We start from the raw sequence: 16,505 nt of genomic DNA, 5'->3' as shown, positions 1-16,505 counted from the left end.
GAGCGGTCTCACCGACTCGAAGGCTCAGCCCTCATTGAGAAATATCTGTTGCGGCAACCTGAAATCACGCAGCTTGAGCAACGCCAGCGGCCCCGCATCCAGTTCGGTGCGCAGGTGCCACGTCAGGTTCAGGCCGTCGGGCGCCTTGAGGGCCAGGCGGTAGCGGCTGTTGCCGTCGTCCAATGGCGTGACCTGGGCGTTTTCCAGCAGGCGGATCAGGCCCCAGGGGCCGGGGTAGTCGCCAAACAGCCGCTCGCCGGCATGTATGCTGGTCCAGCTGAGGCTCACGCCGGGATAGTCGCTGCGCCCCGGCCAGTTGAAACGCTGCCAGTTTTCTTTCTGGTTGAAGTACTGGTGCCGGTCGCCGTTGAGGATGAAGGTGGTTTGCACCACGTCGCGCACGGGTTTGCCTTGCAGTTCAAAGCTCAGCCCCATGCCGCCTTCGGTGTAGAGCACATCGGCCAGTTCGCTCAGTTGATTGATCGCGCTAAGAAACCGTGGGTCGAAACGCAGGCCTTGGCTGTGGCGGGGGTCGGCCACCCAGCGGCTACCTTCCTTGCGCAGCACGCCGCTCAATTGCTGCTGTAAAAACTGTGCGATGCGCCCGGAGTCCGCGCGGATCATCTGCCCCAACATCGGCAACGACGCATCGCTGGTGGTGGCGGCAAACGGGTAACGGCTGGCGAAGGCGGCGTTCCAATGGCTGACGATCGAGCGCTGCCAGTGGCTGTTGAGGCCCGCGGCGGACGGTTGCAACACGCGTTGCCAGGCCTGTTCCAGCGGCTGCACGAACAGCGTCTGCGCCGCCCCGCCCCACTCCGCGCCCAGGCTGGCGGCCAGCAGGGCACCGTAGGATTGGGTGTCGGTGAGGTCGATGCTGCGGCCTTGAAACACGCTTTGTGCCAGGGCCTGGGTCATTTCCAGCGGGTCGGGCGCGGTGCTGATCTGCTGCAGTTTCAAACGCACCCGTGTCACGCGGGTGAGGAAGGCCGGGAGACTGAGGCCGTCTGTGTTGGACTTGTCCAGCAGCGCCAATAACGGGCCGAAGGTCGCCGCCAGCGGCCCCGTGGCGGCCTGGGCCAACGGTTCGATCGCTGGAGCCTTGTCCGGCCCGATCAACTTTTGCGCAGACTGCACCAGCGAGTCGGCCAGGGCCTGGGGTCGGCTGCCCGCCTGCGCCTGGTAGGCCACGCTGTTCAGCAGCGCGATCAAGGGCGATTGGCGCACGTCGCTCATCAGCGTCAATTGGTCGATTGACTCATCGAGACTCGCGGCCTGCTGCCAGCGCAGGCTGTTGAGCAGATCCTGCCAGGCGCTGGCGTAGTCCTGGAAGTAGCGTTCGGTGAGGCGGACGCGCAGTTGCTCAGGACTCAGGCGGGTGTCGACATCGGCGGGTTGGTCGCTGAGCACCCAATCGATTTCCTCGCGGCGCGCCTCGGCGATCGCATCGATGGCGTGGCGCACCGAGCCTTCCCAGGCCCGGCGGGTGAACACGCCGGGCACGCTGGCCTCGGTGGTGAACAGGGCCTGGGCGTCGGTGTCGCCGACCAGTTGCGGCAGGCCCAGGGCCGGGTAGTGATGGGCGGCGTCATCGAGCAATTGTTGGTACAGATTGGCTTCGGCATTGCGTTGACCCAGTTGGCCGAGCAGGACCTGCCGGACTTGCGCGACCAGCCGCGCGTCGGTGTCGATGCGCCAAGCCGGGTTTTCCGCCAGGTGTTCAGCGTAAAACTGCCACAGAGTGGGGCCCAGGGCTTGCCAGAGGCCCGCGCGTGAAGGCTCGACTTCGCCGAGGGTTTTCACCAGCAGACTGGCGTCGGCTTTTGCCGGACGCGCCATCATCAGGTAGGCCTTGAGCTGGTCGTAGGCAGCACGGGCGCGTTCGGCGCGCTCGGGATTGTCCGGGGCCAGCTTGACCAGGGCCGTGAGCTGCTGGCGTAAAGCGGCGACGGCCGGGTCGCGGATCAGGCGGTTGTTGGCTTCGACGTAGCGCGGCCAAACAGTTTCAAGCAGCGCTGGGTTTTGATTCAGGCCGAAGCGCTGATACCACGGAGCGCCGCCTTGAACGCGATCATCCAGGCGCGCCAATTCGCGGACCAGTTCATGAAGGGCCTGGAGCTGTTCGTCGCCTTGTGATGCGCGTTGCAAGGTCGACAACGAGCTGTGTACCTGGGCGATCTGCGTGCGGTTGCTGATGAATGACAGCAGCAGTCCTGCGCTCCACAGCATGGCTAAGCCGAGGGCCAATGCGTAGCCAACTCGCGGCACGCTCCAGCCCAGTCGGCGGCCACGGGGGTTATCGCCGAGTACGCCGTGCCACACCGGGGCCACCGACCACGCCTGTTGTTGATCATGCGGCGAGCGCTGTACCGGCAGGCTGAACCACAACCCCCGCAACGGCACGCCACGGGCAAATTCGCCGGCCAGATGCGCCAAGGTGTGACGCCAACGATCAATGCCCTCGCCCTTTAAATCTCGCGACAAACGCAGCAGAAAATCATCCTTCATCACCGCGTTCATCTGCGCCAAACCCGCGCGACGCAAAGGCTCCAGCAAACGATTCAGCGCGGCGTCCAATGCCGCCGCCGAGAAGCGCGCGGGCAACTGACAGCCCACCGGCTGCGCTTTGCGCGTGTCCTGCGCCCATGCACTGTCGCAGACCTGCCAGAGAGATAACGGCAACTGCCAGCGCAAGTCACGGGCAAGGCGCTGCACCTGGCGTACACCTTTGCCCATCGCGACATCGTCGGCGGCCTGGGTTTCGTTCAGCGCCCAGACGACTCCGTCCAACGCACGCCAGCGGCTCAGCCCACGCCAGCGCTCAGGGAATGATTGATCCAGCGCGGCCTGCGCACTGCCACCCCACAGCAGGACGGTGCCTTGGCCTTCGAGCCATTGGTGAGCGGCCAGGGTGGGGGCGATGGCTTCGATTTCGGCGGGTTCGCCGATGATGAGCAGCAGGCGGGTTTTGTGGCGCCAGAAGAGGCCGTAGTGCTCGCGTAGGTGCTCGCGCACTTCTAAGAGGTGAGTAGTCGGTGAGTGAGGCAAAACTATCTGTGAGTCCGCCGGGGGATAGACCTTACCCACACGTCCCTGCTCGCGGTGGTTTTGACGTTTGAGATGCGCTAACCACCGTGGTGCCAGAACACCGCCCATTGCGATGGCGATGATCAGTAGAAAAACCAACAGTTTGTGGTGATTCTCAGCTAGCCCGATCTGATCGCCAAAACGCCAGATCACCCAGCCCAGAGCGGCTACCAGCATAATGACCCAAACTGCTGCCCCCGCACGGCGCCATGAATTACTCCAAACTTTCATGCCAACTCTCCCGTGACAACAGTGCTCATCCAGTGCTGCGATTCTTCTCGTGCCAATACCAACAAAGGCTCGCGCTGATGCCGGACAATTTCTACACACAGCGCAGCTACTAGCCAGTGACCGAACGGGCCAGATAGCCCGCACAGACTTTCCTGAATCCACCGCTGCTCCACGTTGAGCGAAGCACCATGGGCGCCTGCTACAGCAAGCATTTTTCCGGTCAGTGGCTGCCAGTCGGCGGCGTCGGCCAACATGCCGGTTGCCCGGCAAGCGCTCACTTGGGTTTGCAGAAACAACGGTAATTCGCTGTCCAGTACATCGATATCCAATGGCATTGGCCGCAACAAACCAGCGGTGATCGGTAGCTCCAAGGCGATTGCCAGGCTGTCCGGGCATAGCAGCAAGGCGGCAAGCCCGTCGGAGTAAGAGTCTTCACCGTGAACCTGAAGCACCAGGATCAAGTCGATGACTGCGGTGGCGGCCTTCAACGTTTCATCGATCCACCGGTACGACAATTCGCTAATCAATGTGACCGTTACGGGTAGCGGCAGCCTCATCGTGATGACCAAGCTCTGCTGCCAGGTATCGCGCAAGGCTTCGTATTCGCGGGGATCGGCATCGCTCAGCAGGGTGACCCGGAGTTCCCGCCCCGTCGGCAACGCATGCAGTGCCGGCACCAATGCCTGAATCAACATCTGCAGTCCGGCTTGAGTACGTTCCGGCCCTACAGGCAAAGCCGCAATACGCCGCGCTTGCCCTGTGCGGGGAAGCAAATCAAAGGAACCCTGAGTTAATACACTCGCAGACACCTGATCAGGCAGCAGCACACAACTGGCAGACACTGCCAAGTAGCGCTGCGCCCAAGCCTGCCAGGAACGCTGCACACTTTGCGCCTCCTCCTCCAGAAACTGGCAATGGCTCAACGCAGTCCCATAGGCATAGGCACGCGCAGCGAACGCCAGGATCCAGACCACCAATGGCGAAGCGGACAATGCCCAAATGTTGAGCGTACTCAGTAACGGCATCCGTTCGGAGGTATGCAGCAAAAACAGCAGCACGCAGACCAGTACCGCTATGAGTGCAGCCAATAGCCAACGACCCGGCACAGGCGGTTTTGGAGCTTCCGCTACATGAGGTGCCTGACGATCCCAGCCCATGACTAACCCACCCCGCAATCGAGAGCGCTGGAAATCACCTGGCAATCGCACTCGCAGCGGCAGCCGTTGATCACCATCGCCCGATCCCCCTCAGACCAGTCCGGGCAGCCATCGACAATCCGGTTGACGCCATGCCCCAGCAGCGGGCAACGAACCTCGTCTCCGACCAGTGCTACTCGCTTGCCATTTACGATCATCGTGGATGAGGCTGATATCACTTCTCCACCGTGGGTGGTTTTATCACCCAATAAAACAAATCCCTGGGACATAAATAAAACAATCCAAAACTCGCCCATTGAAAAACAGGCTTCCATAAAAACGATCAGAACATTCGTTAGAGAAATGATCTCGACCAATAAAAACTACTCCCCCCCAAAAACGCACGACCTTTTAGCTGGCCAGCGCCCAAGCGCTACGTAAACTTTCGCGGACAATTCAGCTCACCGCTGTCAGCATCTAATGCATTCCCAAGAGTCAACGTGTCGAGAACAAAAGAAAAAGGTAAGTCGATAATAGCTAACGGAATAATCAGTCCATTACTCCCCTTGATCAGTGTCCAATCAGTCGCCGCATGAAAATCCAGCTGAACGCCTTGATAAGGGCAAGCCGGGCCATTCATAACTGCCGCCCCTATCGCCGCACAGCCCGAATGCAGTCCGGCAAAAAGTCCTAAAACCCCGAACTTTAAGCGCTTCACACAACCACAGCCCAGACTAACCTCGGCAATATTTTTAAAGCGAGACTGGCCAGCACCCGCAATTAAATTCAAATAAATCATCGCAACCACCCAATACAAATACATGACTAGGTTTTATCTAAGACTCACGTCATCCGACATCCGGAATAAAACATTAAGAGTTAACGGTAAGGCCTGAACAGAAGGAAACATGCGATTCATCGAACCTTCTCCGCAGTCAGGCGAATGGATTGCAGCTTCTTGAAGCTTGGGTCACGACCATCAGCCACCACGCTGCCATCGGGGTAGGTGTAGCGGGTATAGTTACCCTCCTTTTTCACCTTCGGCCCCACTGAATAAAGCACGTAGTCGGCATGCAGCACGGGCTCGAACACCACCTGCCGGGCATTTTTGGCGCGGTAATACAAATAAATCTCACCCTCGCCGAATAACCTAGCGAGTTTTTCGTGTCCGCCAAGGAAGTGTTCGCTAACCCTGGGGTAGTAGTCCTTCCTGATCAGCAGATCGCCGCTGACTTCTATCGTCGGCTGAAAAGCAGAACGTCGTTGTGGCAGATGCTGATCGAACATCACGATCACCCCGCCCCCAGGGCCCGCTTTAACATTCTCGCCAAAGTGCGTTGTATTAGCGTAGGTAACGCCAAAAGTCACATTGCTCAGTTGCCACTGGCATCGGCTACCACCATTGATGGGCAACTTGGCCTCATACAGGTCGCTCTGCCCCTGCTGTTGCGGTTGAACCATAGTGGACAAGTAACCATCCTCTTCATAAGTGGTCCAGTCTGGCCCGGAGCGTTTGATCGGGCATTTCTCCGAGCGGTACATCACCTGCATGGGTTCCGCCGCGAGGTTCTGCGGGACCTTCACCACGATGCTGACCTGCTCTCCACCCGGTGGCGGTGCCAAGGTCTGGTTCTGGGCGCAACCGCTGAGGTTGAGCAGCAACAACAAAGCAGCGCTTGTTTGGGTGACGCGCTGCATATGCACGGAGGCATGTCCCATCCATAGCGCTGTCATTGTGATTGCCCCAGACGAATGGATTGCAGCTTCTTGAAGTTTGGGTCACTGCCACCAACCACAACACTGCCGTCAGAATAGGTGAAGATGTTGCGATTACCCTCTTTTTTCACCTTCGGCCCTACCGAATAAACGACGTAGTCAGCATGTAGCAGAGGCTCGAAAACCACCTTTCGCGTTGTTGGAGCTCGATAATACGAATACATTTCACCCTGTCCGACTATCCAAGCGAGCTTTTCATGTCGGCCCAGAAACTGTTCGTTTACCCAAGGGTAGTAATCCTTACGGATCAGCAAGTCGCCACTGACTTCTATCGTCGGCCCAAAAGCAGAACGTTGTTGTGGCAGATGCTGATCGAACATCACGATCACCCCGCCCCCTGGGCCCGCTTTAACATTCTCGCCAAAGTGCGTTGTATTGGCGTAGGTAACGCCAAAAGTCACATTGCTCAGTTGCCACTGGCATCGGCTACCACCATTGATGGGCAACTTGGCCTCATACAGGTCGCTCTGCCCCTGCTGTTGCGGTTGAACCATAGTGGATAAGTAACCATCCTCTTCATAAGTGGTCCAGTCTGGCCCGGAGCGTTTGATCGAGCATTTTTCCGAGCGGTACATCACCTGCATGGGTTCCGCCGCGAGGCTCTGCGGGACCTTCACCACGATGCTGACCTGCTCTCCACCCGGTGGCGGTGCCAAGGTCTGGTTCTGGGCGCAACCGTTTAGGCTGAGCAACAGCAACAAAGCGCCGCTCATGGGGCTTAGGCGAGCATTCATAGGCTGTGTTCCTCCGTGATCGCTGGCAGTGCGTCGGGAAACTCGACGGTTATCGCATCTGGGTAACGGGAGGGAATGGGTTGGCTGTCCCCCCCAATTTCCTCGACTACGTGATAGTTCACGTGTTGCACTGGCCCCTGCGCAGGGTGGATCAGAATGTTCATGGTTTTATGTCTTCCCTTATGGCTAGTGTGTTGGGTGGGCTGTTGCGCCCCGGATGCGTAGATTCAGGCCTGGGTGATCTCGATCATCACGCCAAATTCGCGCTCGCGGCAGAAGCGCTGCAGGGCTTCAGGACCGCCTTCCAGGTCTTGAGTCATGAGCAAGGCCATGGGTAACAACTTCTGCAAGGCAAGGAACTGCTCGTTGCGGTGTTTTTCCGCTTCGGGGACGCCCACCCCATGCATCTGCGTCTCGAACTTCGCCCGTTGCGCCTTGCGCTCCAGTGGCCGGTCGGGATCGCTCAACTCCAGCAACTGGTTGTGCAAGAAGGGTAAGTAGGCAGCGACCATCGAGTGATCCATCGGGTTACTGCGGAGAGTGCTGCGTTCAGGATTGGTGTGTGACGGAAAGAACCGAGTCAGACTTTCCCGGCTCATCGAGCGAATGAGGGTCTTCTGCTCTTCACGGGCGAAGCGGCTGAACTCATCGTTCAGACTGGGCACCAGATAGAGGCGGGTTCGGTGTGGCAAACGCTTAAGAATGGTGGTGTGGTAAGGCGCGCCCAGGCCTTCTCTACTCCGCTCGGCGGGGTTATTTGAGGCCCGTGACTCCACATGCTGGTCGGCACGGTAGAACATGGCGATTTGGCCGTGATGCCAGTAGGGGTCGCCAAAGCGCACCAGTTTGCCGGCCACCAGTTCACCCACGGACCATATATAGCCCAGGTCGTGGCCCAGCGGCCCCAGGGCATCGTAAAGCCAGTTATCCAGTTCCGCCTCGGGTGGCACGCTGGTGATGGTGTCGGCGTCGTTGACATGGCGAAAGTGGGTCACCGTGTCAAGGCGCACCAACGCCTTGGCTGTGAAGGTACGGGGCATGCCGTAGGTGTAGAGCAGAGGATTGCGATCTTTCAGCTCTGCGGAGTGGATCAGTGCCAATGCGCCACCCAAGCTATGGCCGCAAATAAATAACGCCCTCTCCTCCAACGCATCCTTCATGTCATTGAAATCTTTTGGAAATAACTTCTTAGCCACCTCAAATGCGTTCAAAAACCCATAATGCACACTGCCGACATCAGTCAAAGGCGTACACGCAGACTTCAAGTCACAGCCGCTGCCATCGGCCGGCATCGGGCGGTACAGCACATCCGTCAGCCAGTCCTTGGGTTCCTGTGTCCCGCGCCAGGCCACAACCACTTGTGTCTGGTTGATGCAATAGAACAACTGGGTGTTTTCGATGATGAGCCGCGGAATCTCGGAGGCACCCGACGGTCGCTTGGCCTCCAGCGAATCCAGCATAACCGCCGTGGTGTAGCGTTGGTTGAAGGGGACGTCTACCACCAGTGCTGGCAGACGCGTCCCTCCAGAGTCAATCATCACCGGCGTGCGCGACAGGTCCAGGCACTGACGTAAAAAGAACTCCTCCACCGAGCCTGAGACGGTACTGGGATCGGTGCCCGGTCGTTGCTTCAAGATGTTCTGGGCGACAATGCTGTAGGACAGGTTAGCCATCAGCCCAAGGTTATAGGCATTGGCCATGCTGTATTCGGGTTGGTGATGCAGCACCAACGACCAGGCGCGGAAGGGGCAAACTTCCAACACGTGGCGGTGATTCAGCGCTTCGTACTCAACGGTGAAACCGCTGAATGCTGTGTCCGGGAAGTGAAAGGCCGGAGGCCGCTTCGGGTCCTCCAAAGGCGGATCAAGGGTCGGTAATCGGTCGCATAACTGACCGATACGCAGGTAGTGGTAGCGGTGACCTGCCGCGAGTGCCTGCTTCTCGACGGGCGAGAAACCCGAACGCTGCGGGCCATACAATGGGGTGCAGTTGCCGATTACAGGCCGATGCGGTTCGGCACGCAGGGCACGCAAGCGACGGGTTAGCAGCAACTCGGCAAAAGGATCGGCCTGCACCTTCAGGGTGATGGGGATGGGGTGCAGCCCCTCGATACGAATCACGCCCTGAGCATCGCTGAGCCCGGAGCATTCGGGGAAGCACCTCTGTCGGATGGCGTCGTTGATCGCCTGATAAGGCATATTCGCCAGGGGGGCCCCCTGCTCGTCCACCAACTGGAATTCAATCCAATGCTGTTTCTGTTTACCGCCAGTAAACTCCTTGCGCGAATTGAGCGTATCCGTGCGGTGCAAGGAATCATTCATTTATCAACATCTCCTGTGCCATCCTGACTCGATGGATCAGTGTTACGGTTGCCACCGCACGAAGGAATGATCTGGCTTCCATCGGCCAGCCGGATGTACTGAAGATATTCCATGACTCCGGTCGCGGTTTTATTGACACAGAAGACGGCGTCGTAACTATCAGTAGAGCGATATGCATTACGCAGACTGAATATATAAGTTTGATTAACTTCAAGCAGCAGAGGGCGGGCTTTGATTTTGTAGTTGTCGTACTCGTACCCCTCAGGCACGGTGCCTAAAACGATACAGGCACCTGGACTCAGCTCCAATGGTTTAAATCCCGGCAAAAGGGACGCCCCCCAAGTAGGAGGGTTTCGTGTATAGCTTTCTGTTAATGATACGCGGCTCACTGCAAAGACGCCCTTAGCATTGCTAGGCACGCAAATAGCCGGTTTACCATTAACCGAAACCACATCCCCAGCCTCTCTGCGGCCATATGATGCAGCGTAAACACTTTCGACTACTAACCATGGCAAGCTGAGCGTTAAAAACAGTGCAAATTTCATACGACCCTCCTTTTCAACTTGGAAGATGTTTTTTGTCGGCTGGTTTTTTAAGAAACGACTCGAGTGTCGACGCAAGAAGCGCTGGACTTTTGGTGAAGTTGCGCTCATTCCACACACCGTGCGGATTACCCACCACACAAATCAAATAGTAATCCGAGATGATTTCACCTTGCTGCTCCATGTTGTAGTCCGACAAGACGCTCTGTTCTGTCAGAGCATAGCGATAAGCAGGTGCGCCACGACTTGTAACCACCAACCCCATTCGCTTTACCGGATAACCCAACTGGTACTGCCATACATGGGTCATCTCATGTATAAATAGCGCTTTATCTCGATCATCATCAGTAGCGGAAAAATCATTCCTATAGTACCCAGTACTTGAAGGGTAATACATATTACCGTTAGGAGTTGCAGCCGTATTCTGCCGCCCCAGGAACCCCCACCACCCAGCGTGATGCACCTCAACTTTTGTGTAATCAATAGCATCCTTAAAGATTGTTCCTGCCATGGCAATTTCCCCAAGCGTCAAAGAGCGCTTCTTGCCTCTAGGTAGAGAAACCTCCTTTATCGAGCTACCTATTGCTACCTCGTTAGTTGATACATCACTTGACGTAAGATCAATGACCATTGGGGTTTTAATGCTTTCCGCAGCGCAGCAGAAAGCCCCGAAATCCTCCGTAAGAAAAAGTTCTATTTGCGTGATCCGTGTCGGCTCCTGAGTTTCGAAGCGCTGGGTAAAACCCTGCGCACCTGTCACTCCCTCAAATACATGTCCGTCTGCCAGAGTGACCGAATATTTAAAGTTACTTACAAGCTCGCCATCAGGCCCGATCAAGCGAAGCTGTTCGTCATAGCGTGTTACTGATTCTGGTAATTCAATTTTCAGGTCTCCGGGCAATAAGGTATGAACGCTCATCGTCTGCCCATGCTTATCGGTCACTCCATTGAATACCTCACCTTGTTGGGTGGTTATCCGGTAGCGACTAAATGGCAGTGGTGTCTCCGTGTCGTCTTTCAAGGTATAGCCGCCGGAGTAACCCGCCGGCAACAGTGACGCCGGTGTATTGAGGCTGGCGCTGCCAAACTTTTGCACATGGTTAGCTTTTAGATAAATATTGCCTGGCGCCCCTAGCTCTATATCACCGCCCTTTAAACGGATATAGGCACCGCCACAGTTGAGCACCAGTTCTTGCGGGGCGTTGATTTCTATACGACCTTCCAGGCTTTCGATCTTAACGTCGGTCTTTGCCAAAGCATGGAGGTAACTGCCTTGAGCGTGCAGTTCAACTTTGCCTTGGGCCGCCTTGAATTGCAGGTCAGCACTTTGCGCAAGCACGCTGACGCCACCCTCGGCGGCTGCGGTGATATCGTGTCCGGCGCTGATGTCGGCGTTGTGCGCGGCGATGATACCCACGCTCTCTCCTCCGGAAGACAGACACACGGCTTTAGGACTCATTACGCCGATACCCGCCGGGGCATGCAGCAGTAATCCCGATTGCGCCAACCCTATGAGTGACTGAACCAAATCCAGTTGGCTCTCAATATCGCTAGGCTGCACTCCAGCACTACGAGCTGCCTGCGCCAGAGAGCGCGCCAGCGATAGCGCACTTTTCAGTTGCTCAATGGCAGCCACCATGTCGAGTTGTTCACCCCGAGCTTGGCCTTGGTCATCCGCACTGATAAACAAACCTTTCCCCCCACGAATCGCGCCCCAACTATCCGTGCGCAACTCAAACCCTTCCCCACGCTTTTGTTTCGCGGCATCCACCAAATGCCCCAGGTTCAGTTGGCTCTTACCTCCATACTCAGTACTGACCTTGATATGCTCCCGCCCCCGCGTGTCATCCATCCGCAGCTTGTTGTTCGCCGGGGTACGCAGCACGTTGCGTTTGTAGTTACGCAAGGTCACATGATCGACATGCTGGCTATCGTGCAACGCGTGCGCGATGTAGGGCCGGTCTGGGTCGCCTTGTTCAAAGGCGATGGCCACTTCGGTGCCGGGAATCAACGGCAGGTGCAGGCCGTGGGTATCTCCGGCGTAGGGGCGGGCCAGGCGTAGCCATAGGCTTTCTTCGCCGGGTTTCCAGGTGTCGCGGTCGAACAGGAAGTTGACCTTGTAGCGCCCTTCGAGGTCGATGTGGCCGTAGGGGTCGTTGGTCTGTGGGCTGGTGACGCGGGCCGGGACGGTGCCGGCGATTTGGGGTTTGGGCTGCAGTGCGGGGCGAAAGCACACGGTGTCTGAATAGGGTATGGCCTGGAAGGTCGCGACCAAGCTGCTATCGCGGGCGGCGGTGGTGGTCAGGCCGGTGATCACCGCGCCCGGTGTGAAGGCTTGGGGCGCGCCGCCGGTGGTGTGCAGCACCTGCCCCGGCGCTAACGTGGCGCTGCTGGTGATGCCGCTGAGTTGGGTCTGGGCGTTGAGGTAACGCTCGTGGCGCAAGCGTGCGTAGAAGTAGCCGCTTTCACTGAGCAGGTCTTCGTCCTGATCCAGCCGGTCGCCGAGGGTCGTGTAGGGCTCGGCGTAGTGGTAGGCCTCGCCGTAGGTGCCACTGGCGCCGCGGCTCTGGTCGATCTCGCCGCTCAGGTGGGCGCCGGCGTCGCGGGGGTGGTAGGCGCGGATATGCACCTGTTGTTCGACCACCCGGTGGTTCGATTGCAGGTGCCACACCGCGTCCTGCCCGCTGCTGCCCAGCCCGGATTGCGGGCGATACGGCAGCGCGATGTCGAACTGGTAGAGGCGCTGATCGTCGCAGAACTCGACCACATCGATACCCAGGCGTTCGTCGCTGGTGGAAGCGGTACCAGATGCCGACGTCGGCGAGCAGACGGTCGATGAAGGCCAGGTCGCTCTCGCCGTATTGCATGACCTGCTCGCGCCTGGGGTAGTCGCGTTTCAGGCTGAACAGAAAGTCCTGGCCTTCAAGGTCGTGGCGGCTGCGCAGGATGCTTTCGACGATCTGCGGCACGGATTGATGCTGATAGATGCGAAATTGTCTGCCTTGGCCGAGCAGGGCCAGGCGCGGCTGCAGAGTGAGTTCATAACGGGCCTGGTCGTTCGAGCCGGACTGACGCTTGAAGCCGGTGACCACGCCGTGCAAGGTGCGCAGCGGTTTGACCGCGGGCGCGCTGAAGCCTGAGGCCGGTGGTTTTTGCGGGGCGGCGTGCAGGCTGAAACGGGCGTCCTGGCCAAGCAGGGTTTCGGCGGCGAGGTCACGTTCGGTGCTGGTGAATTCCACGCGATAGGTGAAGGGCTGGCTCAGGTGTTCGTGGCCTTCAAAGGCCAACACGTCGAGACGGGCTTCGATGTTGCGCACACTCAGGGTGTGCCGGCTGTGGTCGAAGAAAGCCTGCAATCCGCTCAGCACGTTCACACCTCCAGGGCGACGGCCTGCGCCGTGTCTGGAACATCGCTGAAATGCAGACTGATCCCTTCATCCTCGCTATAGCCCAAGCTCACGCCGTGGGTGCGCAGTTGCGCCGCTCGACGCGCCAACAGGTGTTGACTGAGGACCGGCAGGATCTGCTCGTTAAGCAAGCTGTCGATGTTGCGTGCACCTGAATCCGGTAGCAGGCAGGCAGCAACCAAGGCGTCGTTCAGGGTGTCGTCAATCCGGCAATCCAGGCCGTAATGACGCTGCAGGCGCTTGGCGACCTGGGCCAGCTTGATCGCAACAATGCATTTGAGTGCGTCGGCTCGCAGCGGGCGATAGATCAGGGTTTGAAAGCGCGCCAGCAACGCTGGCTGAAAGTGTTCGCGCAGGATCGGACGCAGTCGTTCATGCAGCACGCTGTCCGGTATCTCCGGGTGTTCCTGCACGCTGGTGTGCAGTAGATCGCTGCCGAGGTTGGAGGTCATCAGAATGACCGTGTTACGGAAGTCGATCTCGCGCCCTTCGCCATCGCGCATAAACCCACGATCGAAGACTTGGTAGAACAGGTTAAGCACATCGCGATGCGCCTTTTCCACCTCGTCGAGCAACACAACGCTGTAGGGCCGCTGGCGCACGGCTTCGGTCAATACACCGCCCCGGCCGTAGCCGACGTAGCCGGGTGGCGAGCCTTTGAGTTGACTGACTGTGTGGGCTTCCTGGTACTCGGAAAAGTTGAGGGTGATCAGTGATTTTTCGCCGCCGAACAGGCTGTCGGCCAAGGCCAGCGCCGTTTCGGTCTTGCCTACGCCGCTGGTGCCGACCAGCAGGAACACGCCCAACGGCGCCTTCTCATCGGTGAGCCCGGTTTTGGCCGCACGCAGGCGCTGAGCCAAGGCACTCAAGGCCGGAGCCTGGCCGATCACGCGCGCTTGCAATTGCTGTTCGAGCAGCAGCAGATTGGCCTGCTCGTCCTTGAGTAAGCTGCCCAGCGGCACGCCGGTCCAGTCGGCGATGACTTGCGCCACGCTACGTGCGTCGACGTCCAAAGACAGCAGTGGCTGGCTGCCTTGAATGTCACTCAACTGCCGTTGCAACTGTGCACAGGTATCCCGCTGCGGTGGCTGCGCCTGGCGCGCAGCAATCAGTTGTTGGGCCAGATCGAGTTCTTGGCGGTATTGCTGTTCCAGATCGGCGTGCTGACGTTGCAGATCGGCGTGTTGCGCGGCAATCGTCGCCAGACGCTCATCCACGCTGTGGCCGCCAAGCCGCTGATCCTGCTCCAGCGCTTGGCCCTCCAGTTCCAGGGCCACTTGCAGGGCACTCAGACGGCGCAACGCCTGCGGTTCGCAGTCCAGGCTCATGCACACCCGGGCGCTGGCGGTGTCCAGCAGGTCGACGGCTTTGTCCGGCAACTGGCGCCCCGTCAGGTAGCGCCTCGACAGGCTGACCGCCGCCTGCACTGCCGCATCCTGGATGTGCACACCGTGATGGCTGGCGTAGCGCGCCTTGAGCCCGCGTAACATCAGGCAAGCGTTCGCGTCGTCCGGTTCCTCGACCTTGACCATTTGAAAGCGTCTTTCCAAAGCGGCATCACGCTCGAAATACTGCTTGTATTCACTCCAGGTGGTCGCGGCGATGGTGCGCAACTCGCCACGGGCCAGAGCGGGCTTGAGCAGGTTGGCCGCATCGGCGCCGCCGGCCTGGTTGCCGGCCCCGACCAGGGTATGGGCCTCATCGATAAACAACAGCACCGGTTGTTCGCACTGCTGTACAGCGTCGATCACGTTTTTCAGGCGTTGTTCGAACTCGCCCTTGACGCCAGCGCCGGCTTGCAACAATCCCAGGTCAAGGGTACGCACACTGACTGTTTTGAGACTGTCCGGCACCTTGCCTTGGGCAATGCTCAACGCCAGGCCTTCGACCAGCGCCGTTTTGCCGACACCAGGCTCGCCCACCAGGATCGGATTGTTTTTGCGCCGCCGGCTGAGGATGTCGATGACCTGACGGATTTCATCATCGCGGCCGAACACCGGGTCGATCTTCCCTTGCGCGGCCTTGGCGGTCAGGTCCTGGGTAAACCTGTCCAGCAGCGCCGCTAACGCATCGTCTTTCGACACGCTGGCCGGGAGTATGGCGAGTTCACTTGAAGGCACCGCGGTCACTGACGTCTGCACCGCGGGGCGCTCTTCGGAGGTTTGGTCCAGCAACACCTGCAGCCGCAGCAACTGCGCCTCACTGAGACTGAGCAAAGGCCATACGGCTTCGCACGCCAGCAGGTTGGGCGTCTCCATCAACGCGCTCAGCAGATGTACGGAACGCAGGCTGTCGTTGTGCTCGTCCAATGAGGCACGCAACCAGGCATTTTTGATCAGTTGCTGCAATGGCGCCGACAGCTGCGGCTTGCTCTGCACGCTACGCGGCAGACGATCGATGTGCTCCAGCAAGCCATACCACAACGTCTCCATATTCCACTCATAGCGACGTGCGATCACGGTCAGGTCGCCTTCACCTTGCCCCAGCAACTTGAGTAGCCAGTGTTCGACGGTGATCTGCGCGTGGGCACGGCTTTGGCACAGCGTGGCCGCTGCACTCAACGCCTGGGCGCAGTAAGGGTTGAGACGACGAAGCAAGCGCGTGGAATTCTGGGCCATACGGCTACATCCTTGTTCGGTGATGGTGGTACGCGATCGTTAACGCCAGTCGCGGGCCGGAAACTCGATGTGTTTGGCTGAACGCCCGCGAACGGACGCTCAACCCAGCACACCGGGAGCCAGCAGGCAAAGACCCACCTGCTGCTCTGGGCGTATCAAGCGCTTTGGCGTTCATTCCACGAATCGGAGTGGATGATGTTGCCGTCCTTGTAGGTCCAGGTGACCTTCTCGTAACGCAACTCCACCTGCTCGAGGTGGTTGTGCTTCTCTTTGCTGGGGTCTTTGACGTCGTGCATTTTCGGCGCGACCTTCACGACCTTGACCTCTTCGAGTTTGGTGATGAAGTACTCGACCTCCTGCCCCGCATCATCGATGCGGTACCACTTGAACTCGGCACTCTTGAGGGTTTGCCCGGTAGTGACCGCCTTGTAGAGATAGGGGCTGGAGGCATCGATCTCCTTGGAAAACAGAAACGGGGTGTGAACCCGCGTACCGGTCAATTTCCCGGTGTTGTTGTCGGTGGGGATGTACAGACTGTGATCCTGGGCAACCACCTCGATGCTGCCCTCGCGTTGTTGCACGTTCACCGAACCCTTGATAGTTGCGCCGCCGTCGTCTTGCAGCCAGAGGTAAACGGGAATTGCCATGTGAAG

The 16,505-nt window shown here is 58.7% G+C and carries 11 protein-coding genes and 1 pseudogene; all 12 read right to left on the bottom strand.

Features of this window, described 5'->3' with window-relative positions; translation table 11 throughout:
* Nucleotides 1–24 precede the first annotated feature (24 nt).
* The 12 genes and pseudogenes from LQ249_RS13320 to LQ249_RS13270 all read right to left on the bottom strand — a co-directional run bounded on the left by LQ249_RS13320 (nucleotide 25) and on the right by LQ249_RS13270 (nucleotide 16,499).
* Nucleotides 25–3,015 (bottom strand): ImcF-related family protein, encoded by a 2,991-nt coding sequence (locus LQ249_RS13320; RefSeq protein WP_442962252.1) that lies wholly within the window; start codon nucleotides 3,013–3,015, stop codon nucleotides 25–27.
* A 299-nt stretch (nucleotides 3,016–3,314) separates the two neighbouring features.
* On the bottom strand, nucleotides 3,315–4,475 hold the full coding sequence (locus tag LQ249_RS13315; protein ID WP_232566535.1) for a hypothetical protein: 1,161 nt from the start codon (nucleotides 4,473–4,475) through the stop codon (nucleotides 3,315–3,317).
* A gap of 2 nt (nucleotides 4,476–4,477) precedes the next feature.
* Nucleotides 4,478–4,831 (bottom strand): PAAR domain-containing protein, encoded by a 354-nt coding sequence (locus tag LQ249_RS13310; RefSeq protein WP_232566534.1) that lies wholly within the window; start codon nucleotides 4,829–4,831, stop codon nucleotides 4,478–4,480.
* A 56-nt stretch (nucleotides 4,832–4,887) separates the two neighbouring features.
* Nucleotides 4,888–5,253: a YceK/YidQ family lipoprotein gene (locus tag LQ249_RS13305; RefSeq protein WP_158243629.1), complete on the bottom strand. Its 366-nt coding sequence runs from the start codon at nucleotides 5,251–5,253 to the stop codon at nucleotides 4,888–4,890.
* Nucleotides 5,254–5,369: 116 nt separating this feature from the next.
* Nucleotides 5,370–6,152 carry a hypothetical protein gene (locus LQ249_RS13300; protein ID WP_232566607.1) on the bottom strand — a complete coding sequence of 261 codons (783 nt, stop codon included), beginning with the start codon at nucleotides 6,150–6,152 and terminating at the stop codon, nucleotides 5,370–5,372.
* Nucleotides 6,153–6,184: 32 nt separating this feature from the next.
* Nucleotides 6,185–6,964, bottom strand: a complete 780-nt coding sequence (locus LQ249_RS13295) for a hypothetical protein (RefSeq protein WP_232566533.1) — start codon at nucleotides 6,962–6,964, stop codon at nucleotides 6,185–6,187.
* A 227-nt stretch (nucleotides 6,965–7,191) separates the two neighbouring features.
* Nucleotides 7,192–9,285 (bottom strand): lipase family protein, encoded by a 2,094-nt coding sequence (locus LQ249_RS13290; RefSeq protein ID WP_232566532.1) that lies wholly within the window; start codon nucleotides 9,283–9,285, stop codon nucleotides 7,192–7,194.
* Nucleotides 9,282–9,830, bottom strand: a complete 549-nt coding sequence (locus LQ249_RS13285; RefSeq protein WP_126589741.1) for a hypothetical protein — start codon at nucleotides 9,828–9,830, stop codon at nucleotides 9,282–9,284. Before LQ249_RS13285 ends, LQ249_RS13290 begins: the two co-directional genes overlap by 4 nt.
* A 13-nt stretch (nucleotides 9,831–9,843) precedes the next feature.
* Nucleotides 9,844–11,466, bottom strand: a complete 1,623-nt coding sequence (locus tag LQ249_RS31780; protein ID WP_442962254.1) for a DUF2345 domain-containing protein — start codon at nucleotides 11,464–11,466, stop codon at nucleotides 9,844–9,846.
* A pseudogene (locus LQ249_RS13280) lies at nucleotides 11,461–13,071 on the bottom strand (type VI secretion system Vgr family protein); the annotation flags it as partial. The pseudogene LQ249_RS13280 and the gene LQ249_RS31780, both read right to left, overlap by 6 nt.
* A 126-nt stretch (nucleotides 13,072–13,197) precedes the next feature.
* Nucleotides 13,198–15,852 carry a type VI secretion system ATPase TssH gene (gene tssH, locus LQ249_RS13275; RefSeq protein ID WP_232566531.1) on the bottom strand — a complete coding sequence of 885 codons (2,655 nt, stop codon included), beginning with the start codon at nucleotides 15,850–15,852 and terminating at the stop codon, nucleotides 13,198–13,200.
* Nucleotides 15,853–16,007: 155 nt separating this feature from the next.
* Nucleotides 16,008–16,499: an Hcp family type VI secretion system effector gene (locus tag LQ249_RS13270; RefSeq protein ID WP_046383733.1), complete on the bottom strand. Its 492-nt coding sequence runs from the start codon at nucleotides 16,497–16,499 to the stop codon at nucleotides 16,008–16,010.
* Between the last annotated feature and the right edge of the window lie 6 nt (nucleotides 16,500–16,505).

It is taken from the genome of Pseudomonas sp. 7-41 (genome assembly GCF_021233075.1).
Classification (GTDB): Bacteria; Pseudomonadota; Gammaproteobacteria; order Pseudomonadales; family Pseudomonadaceae; genus Aquipseudomonas; species Aquipseudomonas veronii.
Note: the sequence above shows the minus strand (reverse complement) of the source record. Positions and strands in the feature narration are given on the sequence as shown.